Source organism: Streptomyces sp. NPDC001927 (genome assembly GCF_053594455.1).
This window is the reverse complement of record NZ_JBSFEN010000008.1, coordinates 90,112-109,066: the sequence shown is the minus strand read 5'-3', so window position 1 is coordinate 109,066 and position 18,955 is coordinate 90,112. Positions and strand designations below refer to the sequence as shown.

Annotated in this window: 20 protein-coding genes, 2 tRNA genes and 2 pseudogenes; 10 read left to right on the top strand and 14 right to left on the bottom strand. The window is 69.0% G+C overall.

Annotated elements, in window-relative coordinates:
* Nucleotides 1–34: 34 nt before the first annotated feature.
* Nucleotides 35–712 carry a hypothetical protein gene (locus tag ACWCO8_RS22580; RefSeq protein WP_451033732.1) on the bottom strand — a complete coding sequence of 226 codons (678 nt, stop codon included), beginning with the start codon at nt 710–712 and terminating at the stop codon, nt 35–37.
* Between the two features lie 332 nt (nt 713–1,044).
* Here ACWCO8_RS22580 and ACWCO8_RS22575 point away from each other — a divergent pair.
* Nucleotides 1,045–1,158 (top strand): annotated as a pseudogene (locus ACWCO8_RS22575) (helix-turn-helix domain-containing protein); the annotation flags it as partial.
* A 361-nt stretch (nt 1,159–1,519) separates the two neighbouring features.
* Here the strand turns inward: ACWCO8_RS22575 and ACWCO8_RS22570 are convergent.
* The gene (locus ACWCO8_RS22570; RefSeq protein ID WP_451033731.1) at nt 1,520–1,684 is read right to left on the bottom strand and encodes a hypothetical protein; all 165 of its coding nucleotides are present in this window, start codon (nt 1,682–1,684) and stop codon (nt 1,520–1,522) included.
* Nucleotides 1,685–2,308: 624 nt separating this feature from the next.
* Here ACWCO8_RS22570 and ACWCO8_RS22565 point away from each other — a divergent pair.
* From ACWCO8_RS22565 to ACWCO8_RS22550, 4 genes are all read left to right on the top strand, one after another.
* Nucleotides 2,309–2,992: a DUF4232 domain-containing protein gene (locus tag ACWCO8_RS22565; RefSeq protein WP_451033730.1), complete on the top strand. Its 684-nt coding sequence runs from the start codon at nt 2,309–2,311 to the stop codon at nt 2,990–2,992.
* A 140-nt stretch (nt 2,993–3,132) separates the two neighbouring features.
* A complete protein-coding gene (locus tag ACWCO8_RS22560) occupies nt 3,133–3,453 on the top strand; it encodes a hypothetical protein (RefSeq protein ID WP_451033729.1) in 321 nt (106 codons plus the stop codon).
* A gap of 364 nt (nt 3,454–3,817) precedes the next feature.
* Nucleotides 3,818–4,018: a cold-shock protein gene (locus tag ACWCO8_RS22555; protein ID WP_362016238.1), complete on the top strand. Its 201-nt coding sequence runs from the start codon at nt 3,818–3,820 to the stop codon at nt 4,016–4,018.
* Nucleotides 4,019–4,079: 61 nt separating this feature from the next.
* Nucleotides 4,080–4,153: transfer RNA gene (locus ACWCO8_RS22550), tRNA-Met, on the top strand.
* Between the two features lie 86 nt (nt 4,154–4,239).
* Here ACWCO8_RS22550 and ACWCO8_RS22545 read toward each other — a convergent pair.
* The 7 genes and pseudogenes from ACWCO8_RS22545 to ACWCO8_RS22515 all read right to left on the bottom strand — a co-directional run bounded on the left by ACWCO8_RS22545 (nt 4,240) and on the right by ACWCO8_RS22515 (nt 8,562).
* Entirely contained in the window at nt 4,240–4,767 is a 528-nt protein-coding gene (locus ACWCO8_RS22545) for a transglycosylase SLT domain-containing protein (RefSeq protein WP_451033728.1), read from the bottom strand.
* A 363-nt stretch (nt 4,768–5,130) separates the two neighbouring features.
* A complete protein-coding gene (locus ACWCO8_RS22540; protein ID WP_451033964.1) occupies nt 5,131–5,505 on the bottom strand; it encodes a transposase in 375 nt (124 codons plus the stop codon).
* A gap of 145 nt (nt 5,506–5,650) precedes the next feature.
* Nucleotides 5,651–5,932, bottom strand: a complete 282-nt coding sequence (locus ACWCO8_RS22535) for a transposase (protein WP_451033963.1) — start codon at nt 5,930–5,932, stop codon at nt 5,651–5,653.
* Nucleotides 5,933–5,975: 43 nt separating this feature from the next.
* Nucleotides 5,976–6,093, bottom strand: a pseudogene (locus ACWCO8_RS22530) (transposase); the annotation flags it as partial.
* Nucleotides 6,094–6,100: 7 nt separating this feature from the next.
* A complete protein-coding gene (locus tag ACWCO8_RS22525; protein ID WP_451033727.1) occupies nt 6,101–6,253 on the bottom strand; it encodes a hypothetical protein in 153 nt (50 codons plus the stop codon).
* 149 nt (nt 6,254–6,402) lie between these two features.
* Nucleotides 6,403–7,203 carry a maleylpyruvate isomerase family mycothiol-dependent enzyme gene (locus ACWCO8_RS22520; RefSeq protein WP_451033726.1) on the bottom strand — a complete coding sequence of 267 codons (801 nt, stop codon included), beginning with the start codon at nt 7,201–7,203 and terminating at the stop codon, nt 6,403–6,405.
* A 333-nt stretch (nt 7,204–7,536) separates the two neighbouring features.
* Nucleotides 7,537–8,562: a hypothetical protein gene (locus tag ACWCO8_RS22515; protein WP_451033725.1), complete on the bottom strand. Its 1,026-nt coding sequence runs from the start codon at nt 8,560–8,562 to the stop codon at nt 7,537–7,539.
* A 472-nt stretch (nt 8,563–9,034) separates the two neighbouring features.
* Between ACWCO8_RS22515 and ACWCO8_RS22510 the strand changes: the two genes are divergently transcribed.
* The 4 genes from ACWCO8_RS22510 to ACWCO8_RS22495 all read left to right on the top strand — a co-directional run bounded on the left by ACWCO8_RS22510 (nt 9,035) and on the right by ACWCO8_RS22495 (nt 13,032).
* Entirely contained in the window at nt 9,035–9,850 is an 816-nt protein-coding gene (locus ACWCO8_RS22510) for a hypothetical protein (protein ID WP_451033724.1), read from the top strand.
* 364 nt (nt 9,851–10,214) lie between these two features.
* Complete coding sequence (locus tag ACWCO8_RS22505; protein ID WP_451033723.1) at nt 10,215–11,195, top strand: hypothetical protein; 981 nt, start codon at nt 10,215–10,217, stop codon at nt 11,193–11,195.
* A gap of 14 nt (nt 11,196–11,209) precedes the next feature.
* Nucleotides 11,210–11,461, top strand: a complete 252-nt coding sequence (locus ACWCO8_RS22500; protein WP_451033722.1) for a hypothetical protein — start codon at nt 11,210–11,212, stop codon at nt 11,459–11,461.
* A 602-nt stretch (nt 11,462–12,063) separates the two neighbouring features.
* Nucleotides 12,064–13,032 carry a competence protein CoiA family protein gene (locus tag ACWCO8_RS22495; RefSeq protein ID WP_451033721.1) on the top strand — a complete coding sequence of 323 codons (969 nt, stop codon included), beginning with the start codon at nt 12,064–12,066 and terminating at the stop codon, nt 13,030–13,032.
* Between the two features lie 257 nt (nt 13,033–13,289).
* Here the strand turns inward: ACWCO8_RS22495 and ACWCO8_RS22490 are convergent.
* The 5 genes from ACWCO8_RS22490 to ACWCO8_RS22470 form a co-directional block, all read right to left on the bottom strand.
* Nucleotides 13,290–13,408: transfer RNA gene (locus ACWCO8_RS22490), tRNA-OTHER, on the bottom strand.
* 196 nt (nt 13,409–13,604) lie between these two features.
* A complete protein-coding gene (locus tag ACWCO8_RS22485; protein WP_451033720.1) occupies nt 13,605–14,900 on the bottom strand; it encodes an MDR family MFS transporter in 1,296 nt (431 codons plus the stop codon).
* Nucleotides 14,900–16,051 carry a PLP-dependent cysteine synthase family protein gene (locus ACWCO8_RS22480; protein WP_451033719.1) on the bottom strand — a complete coding sequence of 384 codons (1,152 nt, stop codon included), beginning with the start codon at nt 16,049–16,051 and terminating at the stop codon, nt 14,900–14,902. The genes ACWCO8_RS22485 and ACWCO8_RS22480 overlap by 1 nt, the downstream gene beginning before the upstream one ends.
* A gap of 81 nt (nt 16,052–16,132) precedes the next feature.
* Nucleotides 16,133–16,414 (bottom strand): hypothetical protein, encoded by a 282-nt coding sequence (locus ACWCO8_RS22475; RefSeq protein ID WP_451033718.1) that lies wholly within the window; start codon nt 16,412–16,414, stop codon nt 16,133–16,135.
* Between the two features lie 966 nt (nt 16,415–17,380).
* Nucleotides 17,381–18,331 (bottom strand): hypothetical protein, encoded by a 951-nt coding sequence (locus ACWCO8_RS22470; protein WP_451033717.1) that lies wholly within the window; start codon nt 18,329–18,331, stop codon nt 17,381–17,383.
* Between the two features lie 294 nt (nt 18,332–18,625).
* Here ACWCO8_RS22470 and ACWCO8_RS22465 point away from each other — a divergent pair, with 294 nt between their 5' ends.
* On the top strand, nt 18,626–18,910 hold the full coding sequence (locus ACWCO8_RS22465; RefSeq protein WP_451033716.1) for a hypothetical protein: 285 nt from the start codon (nt 18,626–18,628) through the stop codon (nt 18,908–18,910).
* Nucleotides 18,911–18,955 lie beyond the last annotated feature (45 nt).

The following is an 18,955-nucleotide window of genomic DNA, read 5'->3' as shown; positions in this document are numbered from 1 at the left end:
GGGCGCCGGCTGGGAATCGTTTCGGAGTCGGCGTTCAGTTGTCGGGTTTGATCTTCGAGGACAGCCAGAAAAGTCCTGCCGCCGCCGCGATGAGACCTCCGGCCAGTTCCTCGTAGCCCTGCACGTAGGCGATGGGGATGCCGATGACGCAGGCTGCTCCGGCCAGGTCGAAGACGCGTCCGGTCAGTCGTCGGAATCTGCTCGGCGGCGGAGGGCGATGGGGGTTCCGTGGGTTTCCCCAGTAGGGGAAGGGACCCGGCCTGGGTTTCCAGTCCTCGTCCAGGAGCCGGATGAACTCCGGGTGATGGCGGGCATAGCCCAGGCGGTGGGGTGCCAGACGCCGCCATGGCAGCCAACCATGCCTGATGGCGATCCAGGTGAGACCGGGCAGGCAGGCGACGGCCGCCCAGATCGCTGCGACCGCCCGCTCTGGGCCCGAAGTCGGCAGAATGCCGAGGAGTCGGTCCAGCTGGCCGCTGGCGGAATAGGCGATCAACGCGGCTATGGAGAGCACCGCCGCGGTCTGCTCGATCTGATGTCCGTAGTGGCAGCGTGCACAGCGTGGCACATGCACGACCTCTTGGCGCCACGTCGTGCGTAGAACGACGATCCACGCGGTCATCGTGGTGTCGGCGCTCTGGTGCAGCCCCAGGACGCGGTCGTGCCATGAAGCCGGTGTGGCATTCCCACAGAACCAGCACTCCCGCACCACGCGTTTCCCTCCCTGTACGTCCGGTTCGTTGGTTCCCTGCGGCGGGCTGCGCGCGCCGGAGGTTCCCCTTCACCCGCGGCGTCAGTTCCGGCTGATTGCCGGCTCATCATCCTCGTCACGACTGTCGTCGTCGACGAGCTCGAAGTCCAGCCGGCCACGAGGGCGGAGAAGTCGTCAACGGCGGTACAGGATGTTCCTGGCGGCGCGCTCGCCGGAGGCCGCGCTGCTGTTGGTGCATGCGAAGAAGAAAGTGCCGTTCGCGCACCGGGGCCAGTGGCGCACACAGCTCTGGTGGTACCGCTGCCTGGCCGACAGTTCGGAGTGGGGGGGGGGACTGGGGCCTTCTGGTCGCGGCCTACTGGCGGACGAACCTGACGCTGCGGCAGATTGCGCCACGGTTCGGTGTGTCCAAGTCGGCGGCCGACCGCATTCGGGATGGGGCGGGTCGCTCGAGCGGTGGAAGCGGTCGCGGGCCCACGGTTCGTCTGGGTGGACCCGCACAGGGGCCGCAGGTTCGTCGGCCGCCGACGGGAAGGAGCAGCACCTCTACCGTCGAGCAGCCGGGGCAGGGGGTGGATGGCTTCGGGCCTTGCGGGTAGCAGAGCGTCCGTGGCTGAGGTGCACCGGAGGGCGCGAGTCCGGGGAACGGGGACGAGCGGCTCCGGTGGAACATGGAGACACACGCCTGCTGGACGCGGAACACTGTGCTCGCGTGTGGCTTCGTCCGCTACGCCGTCGAAAAGGCACGCCCGTGTCGGCGGTGCCCTGTTCCTGGCTTGCGGCCGAAGCCGTTCGTCCGCCGTGCGTTCAGACGGCGCGCACCGAGCTGAAGTCGACAGCCCGGTCCGCTTCCTCCAGCACCCGTGCGGCCACCTGCCTCGCCTCCGCCGGTACGTCCCCGCGCTCCCGGACGAGAGTCGCGTAGATCGGCGCGTCGCTTGCTGCCCGGCTCATGGGGTCGTACTGGTTCACTGCGGTGGTGTCCTTACCTGCGGCGGAATCAGCTAGCGAGTGTACGGGGCCGCATTCGACTCGCCCGCTCCGCCCGGTGCCGCTGGTCTTCTGCTCCGCCCCGTGCTGCCGGAGCCGGTCCGGCGCCGGCCATGCCCTGGGCCACGGCCGCGTCGAACTCGACCGCCGCCGCCTTCGCCTCGGACCCGCCCACCGCCGCGAAGACGCAACTCGCCTGACACCGCAGTCCGTGCCGGTGACGTCCATGAAGCGCCGAGCTCTGCGGTACATCTGCCCCGCGTTAGGTGGATCTGGCACTTCCGCATCACCGCGCTCCCCGCCATCCATAGACCGACCACCACGAAGCCGACGGCGGCCGCGCCGACCGACCAGTGTCCCCCGGGGTCCTAGCCCGCCCGCGCCGCCCAGCGCCTCGACCACAGCCTGCGCCGTCCCCGTACCCCCCCCGGGGAGCGCTCCGGCAGCGTCGTTTCTGCCTTGGCTGCCCAAGCAGGAGGCGCCCGGAACCCATGGGACGAACCGTGGTGGATTCGGCAAGGCGCTGTCACCGAACCGTGAAGCTCTCGCGCGAACCTGGGTTCCACCACAGCGCAATTCGAGCGCCATCATCGGGGGAGTACCGCAATGAGTACCGTTCGCAGAGCCGCCGTCGCCGCCGCCCTCCTCGCCGTGTCCGCACTGACCCTGACCGCCTGCGGCCCTTCCGAGGACGGCGCCGCGGGCGGGACCGACGTGCCGACGACCGCGACTCCCACCTCGCCGTCGCAACCCGCCGAACCGTCTGCGCCCGCCAAGCCGTCCGGCCCGGCAAACCCGTCCGCACCCGCCAAGCCGACCAAACCCGCCAAGCCGACGGCACCCACCAAGCCGGCCCCGCCGACAGCCGATCCGGACTACGACGTCTTTCCCTGCAGCACCTACGACGTGACGTTCACCGCGAGCCAGGCAGAGCCCACGACCAGCAGCTACCTGTTGAAGATCACCAACAAGTCCAGCAAGCCGTGCCGGGTCCTCGGCCACCCCGTCGTGACCTTCGGTGACCTGGACGGGCAGGCGACGGAGCGTGGCACGGCGCCCGGTATCGAGGACGCCATCCGGCTCGCACCGGGCCAGTCCGCCTACGCCGGCCTCATGGGCGGACTGAAGGACGCCAAGAGCGAGACGGTCTCCTCGATCGCGATGACCATGAACACCGAGTCCGACCTGGAGCAGCTGCCGCTCAAGGCCTCCACGCCCGGGCTGAACGTGTCCGACGACAACTCGGTCACCGCGTGGATGGACAACGCCGAGGACGCACTCAGCCTGTAGTCAGGGCACGGTGGCGGCCTGAACGGACTGCTTCTCGCTCCCGCGCCGCGGTTTCGTCGGCCGTGGACTTGCGGCAACCTACGTCGGTGCCGCGGCGTCCCACTCCATGACGGACGGCTGCCGATCACCCGGGAGAGCGCATGGCGAAGAAGGCCGAGACGACGGACGCGGCGAGCGAGAAGGACCGCGAGAAGTGGATGGCGCGTTTCCAGGTACGGCTGGCCATGCAGCCGGGCGTGGACCGGGCAGTCGTGCTACAGGCGGTCAAGGAGGTCACTGCGCACTGTGCGGAGACGGGAGAACACCCCCGGACGGCCTTCGGCGACCCGGACGCCCACGCCGTGCAGGTCGCCGCGCGGCTGGTGCCGGCGGACCGGGCGGCGCGCGAGAGCCGGCGCAACACGGGGGTGGACACGCTCGACTCCGTGCTGAAGAGGGCCAGGGACATCGCCGGTCTGTGACCGGTCGAAAGCGCGCGCTGCCGGTGCCGGACAGCGCGCTCAGGCAATGCCCACACCTGCTCGCCTTTCCCCGCTCTGGACCGTTCTGAGGACCTGATGACGTCAAAGTACGAGGTCGTCGGACCCCAACCCGTACCCCGGGCAGATGCGCTCGACGGGCAAGGACGCGTCCTCGCGTGTGCACCGTGGCGATGTCGACACGGCACCGTGGACACTCCCGGGCGCGGAACATCACGCGCATCGGGACGATGATCGAATGAGTGGGACGTGAGTGGGGTAGAACGGACGCCGGGTGGCTTCCCACAGGGGGAGGTCCCCCTCTTACTCCGGCCGGCGCCCCCGGCACGTTCGAAGGACACGCAGCATGGCCAGTGGCATCGTGAAGTGGTTCAACGCTGAGAAGGGCTTCGGGTTCATCGCCCAGGACGGCGGCCCGGACGTGTTCGCCCACTACTCCAACATCACGGGCAACGGGTACCGGGAGCTGGTCGAGGGTGAGACGGTCACCTTCGACGTGACGCAGGGTCAGAAGGGTCCCCAGGCCGAGAACATCGTCCGCGGCTGACTGACTGACGGGGAAATGCGTGCGACCCCGCGTGAGCCACTGTGTAGAGTGGACTCACCGACGCGGGGTGGAGCAGCTCGGTAGCTCGCTGGGCTCATAACCCAGAGGTCGCAGGTTCAAATCCTGTCCCCGCTACGAAAGCAAGGGGCCCGGCACAGCCGGGCCCCTTGTCGCGTTCCCTGGCGCGGCTGCCAGAGGCAGGCGCTGCCTGGATACGACGATCAGTAGGCGGAGTCGACGTTGTCGATGGAGCCGTACTTGTCGGCCGCGTAGTTGGCGGCCGCCGTGATGTTCGCGACCGGGTCGGTCAGGTCGTGCGGGGTGCCGTCGACGTGGTAGGCGTCGAAGGTCGGCTGGATGACCTGGAGCAGGCCCTTCGACGGCGTGCCGTTCTGCGCGTTCACGTCCCAGTTGTTCTGGGCGTTCGGGTTGCCGGAGGACTCACGCATGATGTTGCGGTGCAGGCCCTCGTAGCTGCCGGGGATCTTCTCGGACTTCATGATGTCGAGGGCTTCCTTGATCCAGCCGTCGAGGTTGTCGGCGTACTGCTTCTTCGCCTTCTTGGCCGCCGGAGCTTCCGCCGCTGACACCTGGGCCGCCGAGACATTCGCCGACACCGGGGCTGCCTGAGCGGGCGACGGGATCAGCGTGAGCGCCGCTGCTGCGGCACCCGCGGTGGCCATGCCCGCGACGGACAGCTTGCGGAAACGGGCGATGCGGCTGGTGGTGTTCTGCGTGGGGGCGGTCATACGCGAGTAACTCTCCATCTGACGACGACGTGGGGATGCCGACCGAATGCGGTGGCGGCGAAGCGGAGCTGCACTCCGCGAGGTGGCTGGGGCGGTCGAGCGAACGTGCTCTGCTGTCGGGCCCCGCACCGGGATCCCCGGAACGACAGCCATGGTTAGGGGCGCTCCGAGCGAAGCGCAAGGATGTGACGTACTACCCCACTGCATAGCAATTGCCGGAAATGGCCTGTCGTGATCCGCCTGGGCGCGGGATCGCGGGACCCCCGCGTACTACCTCCCTTAGGACGTGACGTGGGTCCTGTGCGGGGCATCACAGCCAGGGCCGCTGCCCGGGCGATCTCGTCACTCACCGGTCGAAACGTCTCACGCTCCGTACGCGACTAGGGCGTCGCCCTTGCCCTGCGCCTTGGGGGACCGCTCGATGTTCCTCGTCGCCGCCCGTGCCTGGGAGCCCGCACACCCCTGTTTCGCTGATTTGACGCGGTTGATCCAGGTCTGCGCGCACGTGATCGACCAGGGCATGGAGCTGGGTGAGGATCCGGTGCCAGTTGCCGTCCCGCTGCCATCGGCGGAACATGTCGCAGACCCGGCCCCACGGCCCGTACCCCCGCCGGGTGCGTCCCGCCACGGCACACCGGTCCGGGCTCGCAACCGTAGGCCGTCGATCAGCTGCCGCCGAGGCCAGGCCGGCGGCCCGCCCTGCCTTTCGTGCCTTGCGGCAAACAACGGCTCCAGCACCGCCCGCCCGCAAAGAGCTTTGACGTGCCAGGAGATGGCTGCCTGCTTCGGCCTGGACCCCGTACGGGAAAGGTGGAGGCACTGCGATCGAAGGCCAAGCGGGTGGCGGCGTGCGGCTGGCTGATCGAGCCGGCAACCGGCCGATTCACGCTCGCGAAGGACGTGGCCGGGCGACGCGGCGGGTCATGAGCATCGTCATCGACCAGTAGACCGTCGCCTCCGCGCCGGCGATGGAACGCTCGAAGTCGCGCGCGAGGCGGCGACTTCGCATCAGGTGGGCGAAGAACCGCTCGACGATCCAACGCTTGGGCAGCACGACGAAGCCGCGCATGTTGTCGCTGCGTTTGACGATGGCGAGGACCAGGGCGAGGGCCGCGAGGCAGTACTCGACGAGGCTGCCGGTGTATCCGCCGTCGGCCCAGACCAGGGCCAGCAGTCGGTGTGCGGCAGTGACCTGGGTGAGCAGGACTGGGCCGCGGTGCAGTCGTCCACATCTGCTGCGGTGACCATCACCGCGAGCGGCAGGCCAAGGGTGTCGACCACGACGTGCCGCTTGCGCCCGTTGATCGGCTTGCCGCCGTCGAAGCCGCGGCCGTCAGAGCCGACGACCGCGTCCGCTATCGACCAGGTAGCGGATCGCGTCCAGCATCGCGCGGTGGCAATAAGCCTCCAGCTGCCCGCCCCGGCCCCGCAGCCAGCCCGACACCGGCAGCCGTGGCCGGACCACGGCCCACGCGGCGTCCGACATGTCGATATCGGATACCACGCTCGCGCGCCCCGTGGTCTGGTGACGCCCAGAGGCCGCCTCGCGGGTTGAGCCCGGTCCAGCGGCCGACGAACCTGGCGAAGAGTCGTGTCCTACCGGCTCGAGGCGCGGCCAACCGCCCCCGCTACGTCCTACTTCTCCTCCGGCTCCCAGGCACGGAGCAGGTCGAGCAGCCCTGCGTCTCCGTCAACGTGCAAGGAGTCGGCCTGGATCCGGTCGTACAGGTAGAGGACCAGCTCACTGGCCGTTCCGTGGACGGAGGCGCCGGCTGCGTCCGTGTCTTCGCCGGTCGCGGCGGTGGGAGAGGGGATGCGGGTGATGCCTGCGCCGTCGCCGTCGACGGTGAGGCGCCAGGAGCGGCCCTCGGTGGCGTGGAAGTCGAAGGCCGTGGGCTTGTGCGGCCAGGCACTCGGCGTTGCGCAGACGGTGAACAGGAACTCCTCCACACCGTCGAGTGCCAGCTCGACCGGCAGCGGCTGCGGGGAGCCCCCGGCGAGCTGGGCGTCGTAGGTGTGCACCGCGGTCTCCTGGACCCGGTGTCGGGCGGTGCCGCCGGCGGTCTGCGGTGACTGCGACGCGGGCCACCACGTCCAGCAACCGCTCTCCGGTCCCGCCGCTCGCAGGGCGCCCAGCAGAAGCTGCGTCGACGCGTCCAGCCAGGCCAGCAGGGCCTCACGTTCCTGCGGCACTTCCAGCGCGGCGCGCGCGGCGACGGCCTCGGCCGGGGGAGCGCCGGCAGGCCCCGCGCCAACGATGGCGGCCCAGAAACGGTCGCCCCCACCCAGGTGCTTCACCAGATCGAACAGCGTCCACCCGGGGCAGGTCGGCACCTGCGCGTCGAGCCCGGGCGCGGCGGCGACCACGGCGCGGAAGGCGGTCGACCGTTCATCTATCAGTCGCAACAGGTCGGGGAACTCAAGATTCTTTTCCACGCCGGGTGTCTATCACCATGCTCCGGTGATCGGACAGCGATTTTCACAGTCGCCGCCGGTTGGCCCTTGCAGATGTCCTCGCCTCCCACCGCTCGGGTGACAAGGTGTGCACTGCTGCGAGGACGCCGGTGGTGGCGGTACGCCAGGCGTCGTGCCTGTGGGTGCTCTGGCCTCGCCGTGCGGCCGGGCACGGGGGAGGACCGGTCGGGTCGGGAGTTCAGGTGACTCCCGTTCGATCAGCACTCCTCAAGTTCGGAACAACAACAGCCACTGAGATGTCCCTGCCCGATGGCCAGAGCATCCATCGCTCAAGGGACACCTTCCATACACGGCCTATCGGTCAGGCCTGCGGAAGAGGGCGAGCGACTTCGTGAGGGATTTCAGAGGTGAGGCGCCCGGCTCGGCCCCCGGTGAGGGTGTCCTGGGTGCGTTGTTGCCGCTGGTGGCTTCGGAGAGCGCGGCGTGTGCCGATTCGGCTGCCTCTCGGTACAGGTCGCAGGATGCCGTCATGGCCTTGAGCGCTTCGGCGTACCAGGTGACCATGGCCCGTGCGTGGACGAGTTCCTCGTCGGGGGTGAGCAGGTGCCAGCCTTGGTGCAGTCGTGTGAGAGCTTGTTCGGCGTCGGCCGGCAGCGGTCGTGGCAGCGAGGCGAACTCCACGATCTTTTCCAGGAGTCCGGTCGGCTCGGTACCGTCGAGGAAGACGTTGCCCACCGTGAAGCGTTCCGCTTCGTAGCCGCCGGTCTGCGGTACGGGGGGCAGGACGACGGCCCCGCCGCGCGGTAGCCCCACCCCCAGCTCACGCTTCATCGCGAAGTCGGCGATCAGCGCCTGCTCCGGCGTGGCCCGGTGCTCGATCACTTGGTGCTTGAGGCTCGGTGGCAACCATGCAGTGACCGGCCGCCGCCCCAGCGCGTCCGGCGTCATCGCCTCGTGCACCACGACATGGATGAACCAGCTCTGCCGGGCGCAGTCCCGCAGCAGGCGCCGCAACTCGCCATCGTCCTTGGGGAGGTAGTTGGTCGTTCGCAGACGCCCGCCGGGCACGATGTCGTGATCCCAGGCGACCTGGTCGCTGTCGGGCCAGAACACGGTGGCGGGTGAAGGCCAGCTCGCTTCCCACGCCCGCTCCGCCTCGGCGGCCAGCACCCAGGCGACCTCGCTCTCGTTGCCGCTGCGGCGGGAATCAGACTCGTAGGTCGTCAGTTGTGCGCGCACCGTGACGTCGCCGGAGACGCGCCAGCGTGCTTCGAACACGCGGCGGGCCGAGGGGCCAGGGTCGGCGGACTCGTCCCGGGGGAACATGTCGGTCGAGCGGGCGGCCTCGACGGGGTCGAGGTCGAGGAAGTCGTCGATCACCCTGGCCGCCTTGAGAGCGAGCAGGTTGCGTCGGACGTCACGCTCGGCCTCGGGACCGAGGTGACGCCCACGTCCGAGCCACGTGGTAACAGGGACAGTGGTCGATGAAGAGCTGCTCTTGGCCATGGAACCGTCCAGTGGGTGATCGGGGCTCGACCAGTATGGTCTGCGGCCCGAGCTACAGAGTCCACCAGGCCGCACCGACCCGGCGGTGCACGCTTCCTGGTGTGAGTTCCCACTGAATGTCGGCGAGAGCCCGCAATGTGCTGAAGCTCGCCCCGCGTGGTACCTGGCCGGGTCTGTCCTTGAGCCGCCCGGCGGCCCATGAACCGTACGCTCGACCCAAAGGCGTAACCGGTGTGCTCGTTCTTCAAGGTCCGACCTGGCAGCTTGCGACGTGCGGCACCGGGTCGCCAACCGCCCCGAGCAAATCCGTTGGCACCGGCAGCCTTCTGATGACAAGACTGCACCGGTGAACACCCCGCCGCCGTTGCCCGGCCCGCCCCCTCTGCCAGTCCAGGACCCGCGTGCCCGCGGCGTCGTTCTCGACTATGCGGGCATGCACACCTTGGTTGCCGACCTGGTTCTGCCCACCGACGCGTCGATGTACGTCATGAGCGCGCTGGAAACGGCCCGCGAACTCATCCGGCACTCCTACTACCGGTACGAGTTCGCCACCGTCGCCGTCACGCATTCCCTGTTCGCCCTGGAGCACGTCCTTGTCGAGCGTCTGGCCATCAACGAACCACTCCAGAAACTCATCGAGCGGGCCACCGACTCTGGGCTCATATCGGTCGAACTCGCCGCCGAACTCGACCGCAGCCGGCTACTGCGCGACAAACTCACGCAGGGCACCGTCACAAGTGCCTCGCTCGGCCCGGCCGGGGCCATCGACAGGGTGCGTGCCGTCTTCGACGCCGTTTGCCTGCTCCTTCGCCCAGCACGTGAGGTAGAAGCGGCAGCGGTCGAGGGGAGGGGAGGACAACCTGAAGAGCTACTCGCCCGTCTCTGGGAGGAACACCGGCGCGCGCTGTACCCCGACAGCTTCCGCGGCGTCGACATCGAGGGCGTGGAGCTGATCCTCCTGGACGCCGACGTCGCCGGCCTCGTCCTGAGAGAGCTGAACGGCGGGCTCGACGACAGCGGCATTGCCATCCTCTGGGCGTGCATCGCCGACCTGGACAAGATTGCGTCCCTGATCAACTCGCAGTACTGCGCCTCCTACTTCGCGAGACTTCGGACGATGGCCCAACTTGCAGCAGCACGTCACCTCCCCACCGCGACCTGACCATCGGAGTCGCAAGCGGAATCTCCCACGCCCCTCGTCAGGGTCAGGCCCGGTCACGTCCTCAAGGCCGCTGAGCAGGTGGCGGCCGACGTCTTCGCCGCCCCGGAATGGGCCGGCGGCATCGAGCAGGTGACCACCCTGCTCGCCCGCCTGGGCGGCACGGGCCTCCCGGAAGACCACGGCAGCACGTCCTGACCGTCCGGGCCGCCCCACCCGGGCAGCCTCGGCGGCTGGGGCAGTGGTTGCACACCTGAACAGCCCGCCACTTGCGTTTATATGATGATCCAGCAGCTCGGGCGGTTCGCAAAGGCGCCGCGCCCCAGACGCAGGGCATGGGCGACGACTGGTGGAGGGGAACGGCAGGGTGGGCGAGCTGTACGGCGGCGAGGGCACGGACACCCCGAAGGGCGAGGCGCCGGAATCCGGCAGGGGGTCGGAGTTCGCGAACGGAGACGACTTCGGCGAGCCGGCGGAGCCGGTGGACGACGCGAGCCCGCGTCGCGCCAGCGGTGACTCCAAAAGGTCCGGTGAGACTGATGAGCCCGATGGGGTGGATGACTCGGATGGCCCGGAGGAGCCGGAGGGTCCAGAGGGACCGGACGAGCCGGATGGTGCGGAGGAGCCGGATGAGCCGGACGGTCCAGAGGAACCCGACGGGCCTGATGGTGCGGAGGGGCCTGATTATGCGGAGGGGCCTGACGGGCCGGAGGGCAGGGATGAGCCGGATGAGCCGGAGGAGGCCGATGAGCCCGATGGCGCGGAGGAGACGGATGAGCCGGATGATCGGGATGAGCCAGTCTGGCAGGACCGGGGCACGCCTGAGGAACCTGACGCACCCGAAGAGTCCGATGGCCCGGAGACGTCCGTGCTGGACCGCGAAGGGGATCCGGGTGAACATGCCGAGCCTGTCGCCATGTTCCGGAAAAGCGTCTTCGACGGTCAAGATGTGCCGGAAGCTCTGACCCCTGAGAAGCGGGTGGCGATCGAAGGCCTCTACGCGGAGGCGGAAGAGAGTGATATCGCCATCATTTCCGGCGAGGAGGCGGATTCGTATTTCGAGTGGGTCGCCAGCCGGGAAGAGGAAGATGATCCTGAGTCATATTATGCGGTCACCCTCGGAGATACGATCCTGGTTCGCGATTCTCACAAATTCGATACGCGGACGATCGGTGAAGAGATGATCCATTCGAAGCAGCAGACGGAGGGCAGGGGGGATGTCTTCGAATGTGAGATAGAGGCGAGGGAAGGGCTGCTCGCAAACCCTGATAAGTATGCGCTCACCGAGGAGGAGATCGGTGAGCTGAAGGCTGAGATCGCCACCATGAAGGAACGTGGGTACTACTGATGGAAGGTCGGCGGATGAACCGGGCCGAGGTCACGGATGTCTTTGTCTTCACGAAGGGGGACAGTGCCGTTTACATCGACCCCATCGAGGGGGACTTCAGGGCCGGGGACCGTGTGAAGATCCTCCGCGATGGGGCCGAGGTCGCCGAGGTCGTCATCTTCCCGCGCGATGGCAGCGTGGCCGGCGCGGTCCGAGCTGGCCGACGTGCGCATGCCCTCGTGAAGGGATTCGTCTGCGTCGTCGGCGACATGATCGAAGCCGAGTGAGCGGCTCTTGGGTGTGCTGAGCCCACCGGCCCGAGTTCGGGGTCTGGGGCGTGCGACCCGTGATGGGCCATAGGCGGACTTGGGTTCGGTGGGTCGATTCCGGGATGGCTGAAGCCCTCGGCGAGCGGGCGGGCGAGACGGAGCTGGGTGTGCGCTGTGATGATCAGTCAGGTCCAGTCTGCGCGCAGACCGATCTCACCCCGCCGGACTCGTGACATGGCAGCGAGCGGCCGCCGTTGGATAGGGGCAGGTCACCGGCGTTCGGCGGTGGCGGCAGCTTGTCATCACACGCTGCCCTCAGGCCGAGCCGAGCGGCCTGAAGATCCCTTCCGCTCGCCGGCCATGCTGCCGTATCGTCCAAGACATGGACTTGCCGATCATGTTCGAGCGCCGAACATTCGGCGCTCGGCACTCCGCGCACATGGCCCTGGAGGCGCACACCCGCGGCCATCAGCGCGGTCTTGTCTCGGCGGCATCGACGACAGCCTGGTCGTGGCACTCATGAAGTAGCGGCTCGATACGGGGGACCAGGGCCGCCCCGGCTGCGGCCGTCGGGGCGGCCTCGCCATGCAGGGGAGGGCACGGTGCAGGACGACTTACTTGTGGTCGGCTTCGACCTGGAGACCCGGCGAGAGGTGCACATCGCCGAGGGGCCGCCTGAGCTGTGGAAGCGGCTCGGGTACGGCGGCACGGGCCAGTTGGTGTGCTTCTACTGCTTCCACGGGTTCGAGGTCCCGGTAGGCACCAGAGTGCCGCTGGTGACGCGCGGGCGGCTGGGCGGGAAGGTCCGCCGGCACTTCGCGCACCCGCCCGGCCAGGCTCCCGAGGGTGGCCACGGCCCGGAGACCGTCTGGCACATCACGACCAAGCACACACTGGCGGCTTGGGCACGGTCGAGGCCTGGGGTTGCCCGGGTACGGCTGGAGCAGTGGACGCCGGACCGTGACCGGCGGGCCGACGTCGAGGTGTTGCTGGAGGACGGTACAAAGATCGCGCTGGAGGCGCAGCGCAAGCTGATGACCGATGACGGCTGGAGGCATCGTCACCGCGACTACGTCCGCCAGGGCGTGGTCGACGTCTGGTTCTGGCGGCCTCGGGTGCACTTTCCACACATCGTGCTCGACGAGGGCCTACCGGTGTGGTTCTACTCCGTCTCCCAGAGCCAGGCGGCGACATCGCTGGGCCGCCCGCACCGGCAGGTGGGTGAGTGGTGGAAGGCGCCTGACCTGTCGATGTATGGGCTCCACCATCCGCCGTGCGCGCTGGACGAGCTGGAAAAGGTGACGATGCCGCTCGACTCTCTCGGCCTGGCGCCGCACGGTGCGGTGCTGCCGGAGGACGTGCACAAGCGGATTCTCGACTCTCAGAATGAGGTGCAAAGGCAGGCACAGGAGCGCCGGGACGCAGTGGTCCGGCACGCTCAGGCCGTCCGCGCGGCCCATGAGCGGGCGTCCCGGGCGCCTGCCCCCGTGCCCCCGCCCCGGGTCTCTGCGGACACCCTCGTGTGCGAGGCGTGCCGCCGGCCGCTCGACCCGCTCCTGGCGAAGGCCCGCCGCCACATCCTGTGCTGACACACCATTGGGCGAGCAGGCCGAGTACCTGGTCGCCGCGGAGGACGGGTGCGCGTACGTCTCGGTCCACTCGTGCCGCCACCCGAGGCGCTCAGCATCCCGTTCGCCGTTGGCCATGGCGTCTGGCGGTCACCCGCACCCTGGCGGATGGAGTGCCGTGCGGGCCGGTCCGCGATTCTTCGCAGGTATGTGGAACGGCCGTGGAACAGGCGCGATGCACAGCCCGAGACGTGCGGACCGCAAGGTGCGTTCGGCTGCGGCGCCGGCGGGATTCGAACCCGCGGACGAGGAGGGGCATGCCCGCCCGAACCCCATCAGTCGACGTGAGTGGGGCATCGCTCACGCCGATCGCATTGGGCCGCTCTGCCACGGCTCCGCAACCTGCGGGTACTGCGCAGTCCCGCTCCGCTCAGAATAGAGACAGCCTGTCCGGCAGGACGAGCGCTAAGGAGTCGCACGGTGGTGCGCGCCTTCCGCGCCGGGGCGGTCGTCGCGGTTCACGCCCGAATGTGTGTCCGGCGATACGGGGGCGGGCGCTTCGTGGGCGCCCGCCCCCTGCCGCGGGTGTCAGGTCAGACGGTCAGAGGCGCCGGGCGAGCCCCTGACGGAGGCGCGGCCAGTCGGCCGGTGCGGTGCAGCCCGTACAGGGCGGCGGTGCACACAAGGCCGAGCGCGGTGAGCGCCAGCCAGGGGAGCGCGGACAGGCCGGCCTTCCGGGCGGCGTCGAGAGCCGCTCCGGTCAGCAGGTTGCCCACGGTGATGCCGACTCCGCAGATGGTGTTGTAGAGGCCGTAGTGCGTGGCCACGAGGCGGTCGCCCGAGAGTCGGACGATCGTGTCCATCTCGAAGGGGTACGCGATCATCGTGCCCATGGCCAGGAGCAGCGCCGCGAGCGTCGGCGGTACGGAGGCCAACAGCCACAGGGCGATGCCTTCGCCCGGTACGGGAACCGCGGAGGCGACGAGCAGGGGCACGAACCCGACGCTCATCGTGAGCAGACCCCAGGTGAGAGCCCGCCCCGGTTCCATGCGGGCCTTGCACCAGGCGGTCACCCTCGTCTGGAGGAGGATCGTGCTCAGCCCGGACACGGCGAAGAGGACGGCCACCGCCACCGTGCCGAACGTACCCTCGCCGCCGAGACGTCGGACCTCCAGGGGAAGCGCCAGGTAGACCTGGAAGGACATGACGTACGAGCCGATCATGGCCGTGGAGAAGAGGAGGAACGGGCGGTTGGCGAGAATGCCGCGCCACTCGGCCAGCACGCTCGGTCCCTCCCTCCCCTTCGTCTCCTTGGCCCTGCGCGCCGGGAGGGCGCGGATCTGCACCACGCTCAGGACGGCGAAAGTGCCCGCCGCGACCAGGCACGTGACGCGGAAGTCGACCCCGGTCAGCACCATGCCCACCAGGGGCCCGAGCAGGATGCCGGCCTGGTAGAAGACGTTGAACAGGGCGAACGCCTCCACTCTGCGCTCACCCGAATCCGCGGCGAGGTAGGCGCGGGTGGCCGGGTTGAACAGCGCGCCGGCCAAGCCGGTCGCCGCGGAGGCGGCGATCAGCGCGGGCACGGAGTCCACCAGTCCCAGGGTCGCGAAGCCGGCGGTGCGCAGGGCGAGACCGGCGATGATCATCGGCTTGTAGCCGAGCCGGTCCGCGAGCGTGCCACCGACCAGGAACATGCCCTGCTGGCTGAAGTTGCGTACACCGAGGATGAGTCCCACCAGCCAGCCGGCCAGCCCGAGGGGGCCCGCGAGGTGGGCAGCGAGATACGGCATCAGCATGTAGAAGCCGAGGTTGATGGTGAACTGATTCACCATCAGCAGACGCACACTGCGTTCGTACGAACGGAAATCGGAGAGAGTGCCCTTCATCAGGCCCGCTCCTCCGCGGCGTCCGTGGGCTCGGAGCCGGCCACGTCGTCGGCGGCCGAGTCCTCAGCGGTGAGGGTGAGGGGATCGACGACAGTGGTGCACCGGGTCCAACGGGTGACCTCCTTCTCGTCCAGGCTGCCGATGACATCGGGCTCGGGCGCGGGCGGGCCGTCGAGGAGGCCGTGGGCGGCGCAGTAGTCGTCGTCGTACACGGTGCTGAGGTAGCGCTGCGGTCCGTCGGGGAAGATCGCGGCGATCCGGGTCTCCTTGGGCAGAGCGCGGGAGAGCCAGCCCGCGACCAGGGCGACCGCGCCGACGCTCCAACCGCCGGTCGCGTAGTGGGAGGTGGCGAGCTGCCGGCAGCTCCACACCGCCTCACTCGGGGCCACCCAGTGCACCTCGCTGAACTGGTCGTACGCGACGTTGCGCGGGTAGATGCTCGAACCGAGGCCGCGCATCAGCCGGGCGCGGGCCGGCTGGCCGAAGATCGTGGAGCCGATGGTGTCGACGCCGACCAGGGTCAGGTCCGGGTAGAGCTGACGCAGGACGCGGGAGACTCCGGCCGAGTGCCCGCCGGTCCCCACACTGCACACCAGGACATCGATGTGGCCGAGCTCGGTGGCGAGTTCGAGGGCGAGCGGGGTGTACGCGGTGGTGTTGTCCGGGTTGTTGTACTGGTCCGGGCACCAGGAGTCGGGGTGCTGCGCGAGGAGCTGGGTGACCCGGTCCCGGCGGGCCTGCTGCCAGCCACCGGTGGGGTGCGGCTCGGAGACCACGTTGACCTGGGCTCCGTACGCGGTCAGCAGTCGCGTCATGGACATCTCCAGGCCCGGGTCGGTGACCAGGGTGACGGGGTGTCCGTAGACCATGCCGGCGAGGGCGAGGCCGAGTCCGAGCGTACCGCTGGTGGACTCGATGATCCGTGCGCCGGGGCGCAGGTCGCCCCGGGCGCGGGCCCGTTCGACCATGTGGAGACCGGGGCGGTCCTTGATGCCGCCGGGGTTGAAGCCCTCCAGCTTGGCCCAGAAGCCGCGGCCCGCCGGGGCGAGCGGCTCCGAGACGTGAAGGAGGGGAGTGTTGCCGACCAGCCCGGACAGCCCGGACAGGGCGGAGCGGGTGGACGGTGTGATGTCGGTGGTCGAGGAGTGCATGTTCCGCTCTCATGTCAGTGGTGCGCGTCGAGTACTCGTTCGGGAGACGGCCGCGTTGTGCGCGGCCGGGAGCCGAACGGTCTAGATGCGCCACACGCAGACGCGGATCTGCGTCGAGCGGCCTGGTTGGGTCGCCGCCGCTCGGTCGTTGGGCGGGTTCCGGCCCTGGGTGGCCGGCGCGATCGGGGTGTCGCCGAAGGGCGCGGGGAGCGTGATGACGTCGGGCACGTGCCGCGTCCCGAGGTGGGTCAGGGACGAGACACCCGGCGAAGAACAATCGGCGCCGTGGTTGTGGTGCCGGTGCTGCTGCCGGGGCCGGTCTTCCGCCTGCTCGGCATCGTGGCTGAGGGCCATGGTGGCCACGGCACCACCACTGGCTACGGAGTGGTGGTGCCCGGCTTCCCCGAGCGGCGTGAAGCAGAGGAATGCCGACAGCAGTAGAGCGCCGATCACAGTGGCGAGCAACTGCGTGTGGGGATGGCGAGGCACAGTTCCTCCGGGTGGGGCCGTACCGTCTCGGTCTCCATGACGGTGGAGGGAGCGGTACCCGCGAGAGTCAGGGCATGGGGCCGAACGCGCCGCTCGGCTCGCCGCCCGGGGGCGCGTTCGCGCGGGGGCAGCGGGGAGTGGCGGCGGGGCGTTCTACACCTGAAGGATGGTCGAGGCTCTCGGGGCGGTCGACGGCGCTGTGCGCGCCTCGACCGCATGGGTGTTGATCCGGATGGCGGGCGCGGCAAGGCAAGGCGCATCGGACTGTCGCGGGGAGCACGGCGTATGGGGTGCCAGTGTTCCCGCCGGCGGCCTTGGCGTGCATTCGTGTGCCGGCTGCGCCGGACAATGGTGACCGGAATTTCCCTCAACGCTGTGGGAAGCGCTGGTCGTCGCGGGCGACGCGACAACCGCGGCTCCGTCCACGTCCACTCCGTGCCCGACCATCAGGCCGAACAGGAGCGCGGCCAGGCCGAGTAGACGTCGCAACCCCGCTGACGAGCGGTGGTGCGGCGCACGCGAGCGCGACCGGGCTGTAATCACGCCGTGATCTTAACCATCTCCTCGGGGCGGTTCGGGATCCCATCCGAAACATGGCGTGAACAATTCGTGTAGACGCCCGTTCGATTGTCTGATGTGGAGGGGTCGGACAAGCTCTCCACTAAGTACCTAGGAATAAGATCTGCGCTTCAACAATGCCCCCGTGGCGAGCTCCTCCGGCGCCTTCATCGCGCCCTCCGCGGCTGGACTCGACGCTCTGTAGAGCGAGCTGTACGCAACCCCGCTCGACACTGGCGGGTGCCGGGCGTTCGGTTCGGTTCGGTTCGGTTCGGTGCGGCGTCAGGAACGGAAGGGGTTGCGCAGGTAGGTCAGGTCCAGCGCGCCGGTGTTGTCGAAGTACGTGGAGACCAGCAGTGCGGGATCGGTGACGATCGCCCCCGCCTGGAGCGCGCTGCCGTCGTTTCCGTCGTCCCAGGCCCACGGCGCGTGTGCCGCGTTGTCCTTGCCGTTGTCGCCGCGGAACGTGCCCCAGGATGCATAGGTCTCGGCGTTGCCGCGCCGTTCCCACAGGCTTCCGGCGCCGGTCAGGTCGACGAGCCCGTAGGTCGCGGCGCGGTCGTTGCCGCCGGCCGGTACGGAGCCCTCTCCGCGGCTCGGACGGTAGACGATGCCGTCCCCGCCGGGGAACTCCGCCCCGTCCCAGGCGTAGGCGCCGTGGCCGCGAGCCTCCTGGAAGCTCGTCGGGTGGTCGGCGCCGTCGAAGCCCTGCATGACCACGGCGGCGTCGATGTTCTCCTGCCCGTCGGTGAAGGGGCTGCCGGGCGGCGTGTACGAGTAGAAGTTGTCGTGGGCGAGCGTGACGACGGCCTCCAGCCTGCCGTACGCGCTGCCATCCTTGCGTACGACCTCCACCTGCCCCTCCATGTCATTCTCGTGCGAGAACAAGTTGAGTGGGGAGTCCTTCCAGTCCCGGGGGTGGAAGAAGGCGTACGTCAGATACCAGTGGGTGCTGGTCTCGGCGACCGAGTAGTAGACCGTTCCCTTCAACCCGGCGGCATGGGCCCCGAGGTTGTCCCAGTTGTCGAGCGTGTTCCAGTTGCCGTCGAAGTCGACGGGGGCGAGATGGTCCGCCCGGTAGTTGGACGACGAGCTGTCCTGGTAGTGGATGGGGGCCCAGCGGTAGGCGAGTTCGTGATCGCCAGGCGCGGCCTGGGCGGGTGTCGGCGCGAGGAACAGAGCGGCGAGGGCGGCGGCGGACACAGTCGTGAGAACGGTTCTCCAGCGTGGCATGGACCCCTCCAGGATTCGGGAACGTCCGTATCCTGAATGCCGGTTCGACGCAGTGACGGACAGTCGGGCGACTGTTCACCCACGCCCCACCGGCCACAGCACTAGTCACCGTCGTCCGTTCACCTGGTACCACCCCAGCGACCTCCGTGCCCGCGTGAGCGTGGCCTGTTGACTCTTGATTGACGCCGGGGACGTCCACCTGGACGGCGACCCGGTGGGCCGCAAGAGTTCGTCAGGACGGGTCGGTCGCTACGATGACCTGGTGACGGGCGTGACGGTGGCAGGGGTCGGGGCATGAGTTTCTTCAGTGGAGTCGAGGACCTCGAACTCTTCCTTACGCGCAGCCGTGTGTTGACGGTTGCGTCGGTACCGGTCTGTGTGGGCGCGATGGTCTTCTTCCTCGGTGAGGAAGGCTGGCACTTCAGCCTGCTTCTGTGCGGTGTGCTTCCGTTGATCGCGGCCTACCTGGGGATTCGTGGTAAGCGCGAGATCCGCGGCGGGCTGGCCGCGGCGGGGGTCGCGCTCGCCGTGGTCACACTTCCGTTGGCCCTCGTCCTGGCACGACTCGAAGGGGCGTAGGGGCTGCTCCGGCCGCCCCGGCAGCTGAAGTAGGGGCGCTCCTCG